Source organism: Patescibacteria group bacterium (assembly GCA_041651355.1).
Lineage (GTDB): Bacteria > Patescibacteriota > Patescibacteriia > Patescibacteriales > UBA12465 > JAPLVX01.
Window position 1 is genome coordinate 1 of sequence record JBAZJK010000008.1, and the last position, 9560, is coordinate 9560.

The 9560-nt window shown below is 37.6% G+C and carries 12 protein-coding genes; 10 read left to right on the forward strand and 2 right to left on the reverse strand.

What is annotated here, in order from left to right:
- Nucleotides 1-341: 341 nt before the first annotated feature.
- The 9 genes from WC441_05385 (at nt 342) to WC441_05425 (ending at nt 8006) form a co-directional block, all read left to right on the forward strand.
- Nucleotides 342-1778 carry a terminase family protein gene (locus tag WC441_05385; protein ID MFA5163918.1) on the forward strand — a complete coding sequence of 479 codons (1437 nt, stop codon included), beginning with the start codon at nt 342-344 and terminating at the stop codon, nt 1776-1778.
- Nucleotides 1771-3870 (forward strand): hypothetical protein, encoded by a 2100-nt coding sequence (locus WC441_05390; GenBank protein ID MFA5163919.1) that lies wholly within the window; start codon nt 1771-1773, stop codon nt 3868-3870. Before WC441_05385 ends, WC441_05390 begins: the two co-directional genes overlap by 8 nt.
- Nucleotides 3870-4100 (forward strand): hypothetical protein, encoded by a 231-nt coding sequence (locus WC441_05395; protein MFA5163920.1) that lies wholly within the window; start codon nt 3870-3872, stop codon nt 4098-4100. The genes WC441_05390 and WC441_05395 overlap by 1 nt, the downstream gene beginning before the upstream one ends.
- A complete protein-coding gene (locus WC441_05400) occupies nt 4097-4600 on the forward strand; it encodes a hypothetical protein (GenBank protein ID MFA5163921.1) in 504 nt (167 codons plus the stop codon). The genes WC441_05395 and WC441_05400 overlap by 4 nt, the downstream gene beginning before the upstream one ends.
- Nucleotides 4593-5138: a hypothetical protein gene (locus tag WC441_05405; GenBank protein ID MFA5163922.1), complete on the forward strand. Its 546-nt coding sequence runs from the start codon at nt 4593-4595 to the stop codon at nt 5136-5138. Before WC441_05400 ends, WC441_05405 begins: the two co-directional genes overlap by 8 nt.
- A 6-nt stretch (nt 5139-5144) precedes the next feature.
- Nucleotides 5145-5627: a hypothetical protein gene (locus WC441_05410; GenBank protein MFA5163923.1), complete on the forward strand. Its 483-nt coding sequence runs from the start codon at nt 5145-5147 to the stop codon at nt 5625-5627.
- A gap of 94 nt (nt 5628-5721) precedes the next feature.
- Nucleotides 5722-6558 (forward strand): hypothetical protein, encoded by an 837-nt coding sequence (locus WC441_05415; GenBank protein MFA5163924.1) that lies wholly within the window; start codon nt 5722-5724, stop codon nt 6556-6558.
- A 9-nt stretch (nt 6559-6567) separates the two neighbouring features.
- Nucleotides 6568-7008: a hypothetical protein gene (locus WC441_05420; GenBank protein MFA5163925.1), complete on the forward strand. Its 441-nt coding sequence runs from the start codon at nt 6568-6570 to the stop codon at nt 7006-7008.
- 5 nt (nt 7009-7013) lie between these two features.
- Nucleotides 7014-8006 (forward strand): hypothetical protein, encoded by a 993-nt coding sequence (locus WC441_05425; GenBank protein MFA5163926.1) that lies wholly within the window; start codon nt 7014-7016, stop codon nt 8004-8006.
- 317 nt (nt 8007-8323) lie between these two features.
- Here the strand turns inward: WC441_05425 and WC441_05430 are convergent, their stop codons facing one another.
- Both WC441_05430 and WC441_05435 read right to left on the reverse strand, forming a co-directional pair.
- Complete coding sequence (locus tag WC441_05430; GenBank protein MFA5163927.1) at nt 8324-8662, reverse strand: hypothetical protein; 339 nt, start codon at nt 8660-8662, stop codon at nt 8324-8326.
- A gap of 53 nt (nt 8663-8715) precedes the next feature.
- Nucleotides 8716-9141 (reverse strand): hypothetical protein, encoded by a 426-nt coding sequence (locus tag WC441_05435; protein MFA5163928.1) that lies wholly within the window; start codon nt 9139-9141, stop codon nt 8716-8718.
- A 121-nt stretch (nt 9142-9262) separates the two neighbouring features.
- On the opposite strand from WC441_05435, the gene WC441_05440 reads away from it, so the two are divergent.
- A partial coding sequence (locus WC441_05440; GenBank protein MFA5163929.1) for a glycosyltransferase family 2 protein occupies nt 9263-9560 on the forward strand: 298 nt, incomplete at its 3' end.

A 9560-nucleotide genomic window follows, 5' to 3' on the forward strand; every position in this document is an offset into this window, starting at 1 on the left:
ACATTATACGACATAGCTCTGTGGTGGTGAATTGTGGTGAATTGTGGGTTGTAGGATTTACGAACCGACTCATCTGAGGGTAAGTACCCAATATAATATTGTATTAATCATACAAGATACAAAAACACTAAAAGGCTCTTCCAAAAATATTCAAAAATATAAAAAAACCTCTTCTTTTGTCTAACCCCCGTATTTTCTGTGCCTTTTGGCTTAACTGAGCCATTCTAAAAGTCCGTTTTCCAAAAATATTCAAAAATATAAAAAGGCACCCTAAACTTTGGCTAACCTAAGCCATCGTGTCTGTCTAACCCCCATAAAATCGCTATCAAAATACTATAAAAATGAAAACATTTGAGAAAGAAAAACCTAAAGCGATAATTGAAGTTAGTAAAAAGAAAAAGCCCAGAACTAAAAAGATATTTTGGCAACCTCATCCAGGTCCTCAAACTGAAGCTCTATCTCGCATAGAATTTGAAGTTCTCTACGGCGGTGCCCGCGGCGGTGGTAAAACAGATGCAGGTTTGGTTTTTCTTACAAGATGGATACATATTCCTCAATTTAGAGCACTGGTTATTAGAAGAAATGCTGATGATTTAAAAGATTGGATTGACAGAGCAAGATTAATGTATTCTACTTGTGGAGGAATAGTTGTCGGTATACCGCCAGAGATAAGATTCCCTTCAGGTGCTAAAATAAGAACAGGACATTTAAAGGATGACGCGGCTTATACTAAATATCAAGGACACGAATACCAGAAGATGGTTATTGAAGAATTGACTCAGATACCTTCGGAGGAACAATATTTAAAACTTACTTCGTCTTGTCGTTCAACTTTGGATAATGTTGCCCCGCAGATATTCTCTACGACTAATCCTGGAGGTGTTGGTCATGTATGGGTTAAAAATAGATTTAGAATTTCAGGCACCCCCAGTAAACCGATTGTAACCAGAGACACTGATACTGGACTTGCCAGAGTGTTTATTCCAGCCAGAATTACGGATAATCCCAGTTTATTGGAAAAAGACCCTAGATATGTTCAATGGTTGAATGGATTAAAACCGGTTTCTTTGCGTAAGGCTTGGCGTTTCGGTTCTTGGGACATATTTGCCGGACAGTATTTTGAAGAATGGAATGATGTGAAGCATGTGATTAAGCCTTTTCCTATACCTAGTACTTGGAAAAGATTCAGAGCGTATGACCATGGATACGCTAAACCGGCTTGTTGCAAGTGGTATGCCGTGGATTATGATGGACGTGTTTGGGTTTATAAGGAATTATATGTTACTAAATGGAAGATTCCTAAAATAGCTAAGAAAATAGTGAAGATGAGTAAAGGAGAGGAATATGCTTGGTCTGTTGCCGATGCCGCTATCTTTGCTAATACTGGAGAAGAAGAAACGATAGCGCAGAATTTCGCGAGACATGGTGTTAATTTCTTGCCATCAGGTAAAAGAAGAGTTGATGGTTGGAATTTAATGAGGCAATATTTGAGTTATGAAGATGATATTGAGCCTCAGATGATTTATTTTAATAATTGTATTGATTCCCTTAGGACAATTCCGTCTTTGATACAAGATGAAAAGAATCCTGAAGATATTGATACTGATGGAGAAGACCATGCTGCTGATACGGATAGATATTTCTTGACCACTCTTAGAGAAAGGAAGATGGAAAAAACTGAATTTACTGAAAGCAATAGTGTGAATTCCGCTCAAAGGAAGCTGAATATGTTAAAAAATGGAAACAATGAGATAAATTTTAATGATTTTTATGAATAAAGAAAATAATATTGAGGAAGAAGAAAGACAAAGTAAAATAGAGAAAACTTTTGATGTCAATAAATTGTCTAAGGAAAATCAAGCTGAGTTTAAATTTGTTATTAATAGGATTGAAGAGCTCAAGAAGACTAGAGAGGATGTTTTTGGACAAAATCTTGAATCAATATGGGCGGAAGCTGATGAAAAATATATTCCGCATAAGGTTAAGGGGACGGAAAGGAAGGTTATTGCTGAAGATGAAGAAAAAGGTTGGCAAGGTGCATTGGTTAATTTAAGAAGTCCGGACGCTTGGCGCTCTGATGTGGCGCATACTAACCCTTTTATTAAGATTCAAACAGCCATGGCGATTTTGATTGATCGCAATCCTGAGGCTGTTTTTTTACCTGCCGGAAAGAAATATGAAGCTATATCGGAGTTGCAAAGACAATTGTATAAGAGGAATTGGGAGGTTGCTAAATCTAAACAGCAATTAAAAAAGTTTGTTTTTAATTTAGCTAAATACGGATGGGCTGTCGGTAGAACTTATCCTTTGAAAATTGAGCGTAATGTTAAAGTTAGAGAGAATGTTGATGAAGAAAATCCAAGTAATAATACTTGGGAAAAACGTAAAATTATTGAGTATAATGATGTGTTCAGAGAGAATCTTGACCCTTGGAATGCTTGGATTGATGATATGGCTAGACCGAATAATGGTTTTTCAGTTCGAGATTGGTGTTGGCGTAAAATCTATACTATGGATAGAATGAAGGAGGAATTTGGTAAATATGAAAATTTTAAATATGTTAAATCCGGAGGAACAACTGAGGATAAGGTACAGGAAGGAATAGTTAAGAAATTGATTTCAGAAAATCGCGTGGAAGTTTATTTTTATGAGAATCGTTTACGTGATTTGTTTATGGTTATTGCCGGCGGTGTTCCAATTGTGATTGAACCTTTACCGATTGAAGATGTTTCCGGAACTAAAAAACTGTCCCTTTGGCAGACTTATTGGTTACTTAGACATTCAGAATCGCCTTATGGTATAGGAATTTATGAGGCGATTAGGAATGATGAAAAGTTATTGGATAGGATTAGGAATATGACCATTGACCAATTGACTTTGTCTATTTATAAACCGGGTTTTTATCAAGGAACTGAAAGTTTAAAAGAAGAAGGTGAAATTATGATGAAACCGGGAGTTGCCAAACAAGTTCAGAATCCTAAAGATATTACTTGGATGGAAGTTAAAGGACCCGGTAAAGACGCCTGGGAAGGTATTAATATGTTTCAGAAAGATGTTGATAATGCTTCCGGTGTGACTGCTCCGGTGATTGGTTTGGAAACTATCGGTAAAACCGCGTTTGAAGCCGCTCAAGCTAAAGAAGCAGCCTTAAAACGTTTAAAAACTCCTTTGGATAATATTACGGAAGCTTTAGAAGATGATGCTTACTTGACTATGGCTATTATCAGAATGCTTTATTCAATACCAGAAGTTATCAAGATTAGTGATTCTGATAAGATTGAACAATATTTAAAGGCGATTCAAAGCGACCCGTCTTTGTATCAAAGAGATGAGGAAGGTAATTTTCAGGCTTTGGTTTATCGTGAAATACAGTTTGGCTTGGATACTGATGAAAAAGGCAATTTGGTTGAAGATAAAGAAAGTAGATTTTTCAGACTTAAACCTGAAGCTTTGGATTGGCAAGGAATGATTAATGTTAAGGGGCAATCAATTTTAGCTCCTTCCAAGGAACTAACCAAGACTATGGATTTGGAATTTGCTAATTTATTGGTTCCGGTTTTACAGATGCCTCCGGAACTGGTTGGTAAGTTAGCTAAGCAACTTTGTAAGGTTTACGATAAGGATGCTAAAGAATGGTTGCCTGATGAATGGCTGGGACAAGGTCCGGTTAATGAACCTTTATTAGTTCCTCAAAATTTGGCTCAGAATGCAGTTCCCAATGAAACGCAAGGTGGGGGAATGATGAGTGCCAGTCCTCCGGAAGCGCCTCAAGCCGTGTCTGGAACAAAGATTGAAACTCGTCCGACAACGCAAGGTGGGGGAATGTTCAATCGTTTGATGAGCAGAGTATCTAATGCTTTTAAAAGATAATGTTAAAGTTAAGTGAACAAGAGCTATCTCAATTAAGACAATTGCGTTATTCTCCGCAATGGCAAACTTTAGAAAGAGTGGCTGAGCTTTTTAGTGAAAGTATTCAGAAAGGCAAGGTTGCTAAACGCACGGAATGGAACTTTATTCAAGGTGTTTTGGAAAAAGAGGGACGCATTCAAGGAATAAAAGATTTTTTGGAAGAAATAAATAAATTAAGTGAAAATGAATGATTGAAGACTATGAACAGTTTGTTTTGCATGACAAACAGGGGAAAAATGATATAATTATGGAAGTAAATTGGCGTCCGCAAGATGAGAAATTGAATAAATGTCAGGTTATTCGCGCTAAACTCGGTGAAAAGACTTGTTATTTGGATAAAGAAGAATTAAATGCATTCCTTTTTGTAATTGGTAAGCCTTCTGAACAACGTAAAATGATTCCAATGACCATTACCAAAGTGCGTCATTATAGAACAACCGTGAATATAATGGCTACGCGTGATGTTAGAAAGGGTGAAATCATTCGCGGTCCGGTAACAATTACCTTGCCTTCGGTTTCAGAAGAAATTATTGCCGATGTCGCCAGAGAAGCAAGTGATAAAGTTAATGATCGTTATGATTTAAGAAAATTACTTAATGATACTAAGGAAAAAACAAGAATAAAGCAAAAAAAAGAACCAATAACAACATATATTAATGAAACTAAACAAGGAATAAAAAAAGATGAATGAAAATATAAATGAAGAGCAAAAACTCTCTAAAACAAAAGCAGGGGAAGAAATTAAAAATGGCTATGGTAAAAAAAGTGTGCATATTAAAAGAATAGAAAATGAAGTGCTGGAATTGAAATTGATTCTTGAAAAAATGCGTGAAGATATGAAAAAAATGGCTAGGGTTCAAGAAATTGACCGGACGACCGCTAAAATTAAACAAGAAGAAACTCCGATTAAAAAACTTGAAAAAACACGCAATAATACGCCGATTCCTGAAGATTATCGTAAAGCCGTAGATTTAATTTTAAATCAAGAATTTGGTATTATGATTGAACCAAGGTCAGATACTCCGGAGTTTAATTTTGTTATTGTCGTTCCGGAGAAATACAGTGATTTGGATTTAAATGAAAAAAGAATGCATAAGGTTGATTTGCGTTCTAAAAATGTTTCTTACGCGGAAAAAACTGGCGGTGTTAAAGCATGGGCTGAAAAAGTCTATAATAGTTTTAATATGGAAACTAAGGCTCAGATTGCCGCTGACCGCAAATTAAGCTGAAAACTTATGAAAAAATTGGTTTTAAAGAATAAATTTTTATGGCCAATGACAAGTTTAGGGGTGATGGATTTGGCTTCTTGGCTGGCTAATTTGAATTTGGTCGGTAAAAAATCGCGTCTGCGCACTCGTTTTATTCTTCTGCTTCGTACCCGTTTAGAAGAAATTGCTTCGGAACGTAAACGTTTATTTGAAGACTATGGTGAAAAAAATAAGGATGGCAAGTTTATATATATTAATAAGGATGGAGAAGAAACAACTAAACCTGAAAATGAAGCCCGCTTAAAGATTAAAGATGGAAAAACTGAAGAACAACTGGATAAAGAATTTAATGATTATTTAGAAGAAGATTTTGTTATTGATGTTAGTCCTCAAAGTGAAGAAACAATTTATGGAGTATCGGAAATTGTTTTAAATACTGAAGAAAAATTTTTCGGTCTAATGGCTGATAACTATGATAAGTGGTGTGAAGCTTTTGAAAAAATACAATAATTTACAAGTTTTTATTCGATTAAAATATTAACCTTAATCTTTTGTTGACGTATCCCACCTCTTCAAGTGGGTTATCAAATGGAAGTGAAAAAATATGGATGAACAAAAAGCGGGGAAAATTCCCGATTTCGCTGAAAATGAAGAAGATAATCAAAAAGCGGAAGGGAAAGAGGAAGTAAAACAAACCGAAGATGAAGAATCTTCGGACGGGGAGAAGGCCACTCCATTGCCCGATTCTTCCGGCGAAAAAAAACCAGCCGATTTGCAAAAAGTCGGTGATGATATTGATAAAGACAAAGACGCCGCTCTCTTAGGACTTGCCGCGGAAAGAGAAAAACTTTTGACTGAAATTCAACAATTGCGTGGAACCAGAAGAGATTTGCGTCAACAAACTTCGGAAGTAACTAATGAAGCTCAAGATAAAAAGGATATTCAGGAATCATCTTTGGATGATGAAATTAATCCTGAAGATTATCGCCTTATTAAAAACGTTTTGGAAAAAGAAGGTTATGTTAAAAAGGATGAAGCTTTAGCTTTAAACTACAAAAATGTTGAACAACAACAATTGGAGTCTTGGCTGGAAGAACATCCTGAGTTTAAGGTTGAGAATGATCCTCATGACCGCAATTGGAATACTTTGATGGCTGAATATAATCTTTATATTAAGCCTAAAGATCCTAATAAAACCAAAGAATTTTTAAATCGAGCTTTAAAAGCGTTTCCGAAAAAAGACTTTGTCAATGGACAAGGTGCGGAAGGAACTCAGAACCAGCGGAAAATGGAGACTGCTGGTATGGGTTCTGAAGGTACTACCCCTCCTTCTTCGTCTGGACTGTCTGTTCCATCGGGCTTAAATGAACAAGAGGCCAGGGAACACTTAAGTCGAGGCGGTTGGTCAGAGGAAGAAATCAATGAGATTCTAAAAAAATAATTAATTAATATGGCAGGATTTAAATTAGCTAAACCCTATGACAATGTTGATGAAGAAGAAGTAACTATTTCTTCGCTTACTTTGTCGGTTGGTGATTTGTTGGAACGTGATATTGGTGCGACCGCTTGTACTGTCGCTGATACAGCGACAGAACATTGGCAAAGGAAGTATGTTTGCACCGAAAGCGCGACATCTTCCGATACTACGGTCAACACTATTCCCGTAAATAATGAATTTTTATGGGAAGTTGAGTCAGCTAACAACAGCAATGCTGACCACAATGGCGATCGTATGGCTTTGACCGATAAAAATACGGTCAACAATTCCGGTACTGATGATACTTCAGAAGAAGCTTGTGTTATTCAAGTAGGTGTTTTAGGAGCCGCTGCCGAAAAAAGGATTCTGGTTAGATTCCTTGATTCGTCTGGCGTAAATCCTGATGCTACATAATCTCTATGGCTACATTACATATTGCTGATGCCGCAGACCTAGTGGACCGCTCTATTCAAAAAATCTTCTTAAAAGGAAGTAAAGATGAATCACGAGACTTTGAGCAATACTTCAATACAGAGGTTGGCATCACGGATTATTACATTAAGGATAGTTCCATGTCCGGATTGGGTTATGCCTCTCGAATTTTGGAGAATGCTGTGATTACCTCAGAAACTCCGGTACAAGGTTATGACAAAACTTATACTCAGGTTGAATATGGTAAGGTTTTACCGGTAACGAAAAGAATGTGGAAATTCGGCATTAAGAAACGTGATTTAGAAAGAATCGCCAATGAATTACGTAAGGCTTGTTCGGATTTACGCGAATTGCGTTGCGGTGATCGTATAGACCAGATGCATGCTACCAGTTATACCGCGTCTGATGATTCCGGCAATTATACTATTTCTACCACTGGTGGAGATGGTAAAGCCTTTATTGCCACGGATCATACGCGCGAAGATGGCGGCACTGATGTCAATAATCAGATTACCGATGGCTCAACAGTGAATATGGATTTTGCTTATGACGCTTTGCAGGCTGCTCATAGAACAGCCGCTATCGTGCGCAATCCTAAAGGCAAGAAGATGAATATTAGTTTGGATACGCTTGTCGTAACCAAAGGATATACCAATTATTTTGCCGCTCTTGAGATTTTAGGCGCAATAAATAGGCAACATAAGCCCGCTTCCAATGCCTACGATGGTTCAGGTATTCCGGTTTATAAGATTATAGCCACTCCTTGGATTACCACCAATGTTAATTATTGGTCAATGTTTGATTCCGGAATGAAAGGAATGGATTATGGTTTTCAATATAAAGAAAGCCAGCCAATCCAATTAGAAGGACCGAATGTTGTCTTCAAAACTGGTGAAATTCAGTATAAGGCTACGGTTATGTTTGATATTGGACACAATGATTCACGCGGTTGGGTAGGTTCGAATAATACCAACGCATAAAAAACAGTTTATGTGTTGTTGCGGAGTCCGTTTTTGCTAACGGACTCTCAAATAATTCATAAATATATAATTGTTTAAAAAATAAAAAAAACAATATGGCAGACAAAATTATTCAGGGCTTATATAGTATTCAAGACTTGTTAGGTCCTAAAAAGTATGCGACCGTAACCGATACTTCAGATACTTTTCCGATTGCCAGCGGAGGGGGAGGAATGCTTTTTAGATTAGTGGTTAATAAAGGTTTTACCGGAACATTGACAATGGTTGACCAAGCAGCCGATACCTTGGTTAATGAAATTATGTCGCAAACCGCGACTTCAGATAGCGCGGTTACCATTGTTTCCGGAGCGTCTCTTTCCAACCCGACTTATCCGCGCCGTTTGGTGATTACTCCGGATGGCACAACGGCTGATGTCGCCGCCTGCACGATTACTATTCAAGGAACTGATGTCAATGGATTTGACATTAGTGAAAGTTTTACAATTACTGAAAATCAATCCGGCGTAACTAACGGTAGCTCTTATTTTAAAACCGTTAATTGCGTGAATATTCCGGCTCAGGATGGAGCTGGCGCGACTTTCGCGGTTGGTAGTCGAGCAGGAGATTCCATAGCGACCATTACCAACCCCGCGACCGGTAATGTTTATGAATATCAAATTTATTTATTGGAAGGATTAAAAACAACTCATTCCGCTGAGGGAAGTGTAACCTATGTATTTTTAGGCGAAGAACGTTCTCCGGTTTCCAGTCTTTCCGCTTCGATTTCACCATCGATTTCTCCTTCAATCAGTCCTTCGGTTTCTCCGTCAATTTCACCATCGATTTCTCCTTCCATTAGTCCTTCGGTTAGTCCTTCGGTTAGTCCTTCGGTTTCTCCTTCGGTTAGTCCGTCAGAATCTATCTCTCCGAGTATCTCACCTTCGGTTAGTCCGTCAGAATCTATCTCTCCGAGTATCTCTCCTTCCATTAGTCCGTCAGAATCTATCTCTCCGAGTATCTCTCCTTCGATTAGTCCGTCTATCTCTCCTTCCATTAGTCCATCTATCTCTCCTTCCATTAGTCCATCTATATCTCCGAGTATCTCTCCTTCGGTTAGTCCATCAGAATCGATTAGTCCGTCTATCTCTCCTTCCATTAGTCCATCTATCTCTCCGAGTATCTCTCCTTCGGTTTCTCCATCTTACAGTCCTTCAGTTTCATCTTCGGTTTCCCCTTCACCAAGTATGTAGTCTTAATTATTAATCGAGTTTTAAAAAATGAAATTAAGTGTTGTTATTCCGAGTTACAAAGATCCTCTTTTGCATAAAACTATTGATTCTCTTTTAGATAATGCGCAAGGAGAAATAGAAATAATTCCTGTCTTAGATGGCTATTGGCCAGACCAACCGATTAAAAAAGACCCTAGAATAAAGGTATTGCATTTAGGTAAAAATCGAGGAATGCGTGGAGCAATCAATGCCGGAGTTTTGGCCTCGCGAGGAGAATATATCATGCGCACTGATGAGCATTGTTCATTTGGTCATGGTTTTGATAAGAAACTTCTATCCGATATTA

Coding starts and splice junctions, on each gene's coding strand:
- WC441_05385 (MFA5163918.1), top strand. CDS start 342: ATGAAAACATTTGAGAAAGAAAAACCTAAAGCGATAATTGAAGTTAGT.
- WC441_05390 (MFA5163919.1), top strand. CDS start 1,771: ATGAATAAAGAAAATAATATTGAGGAAGAAGAAAGACAAAGTAAAATA.
- WC441_05395 (MFA5163920.1), top strand. CDS start 3,870: ATGTTAAAGTTAAGTGAACAAGAGCTATCTCAATTAAGACAATTGCGT.
- WC441_05400 (MFA5163921.1), top strand. CDS start 4,097: ATGATTGAAGACTATGAACAGTTTGTTTTGCATGACAAACAGGGGAAA.
- WC441_05405 (MFA5163922.1), top strand. CDS start 4,593: ATGAATGAAAATATAAATGAAGAGCAAAAACTCTCTAAAACAAAAGCA.
- WC441_05410 (MFA5163923.1), top strand. CDS start 5,145: ATGAAAAAATTGGTTTTAAAGAATAAATTTTTATGGCCAATGACAAGT.
- WC441_05415 (MFA5163924.1), top strand. CDS start 5,722: ATGGATGAACAAAAAGCGGGGAAAATTCCCGATTTCGCTGAAAATGAA.
- WC441_05420 (MFA5163925.1), top strand. CDS start 6,568: ATGGCAGGATTTAAATTAGCTAAACCCTATGACAATGTTGATGAAGAA.
- WC441_05425 (MFA5163926.1), top strand. CDS start 7,014: ATGGCTACATTACATATTGCTGATGCCGCAGACCTAGTGGACCGCTCT.
- WC441_05435 (MFA5163928.1), bottom strand. CDS start 9,141: ATGGAAGGAGAGATAGACGGACTAATCGATTCTGATGGACTAACCGAA.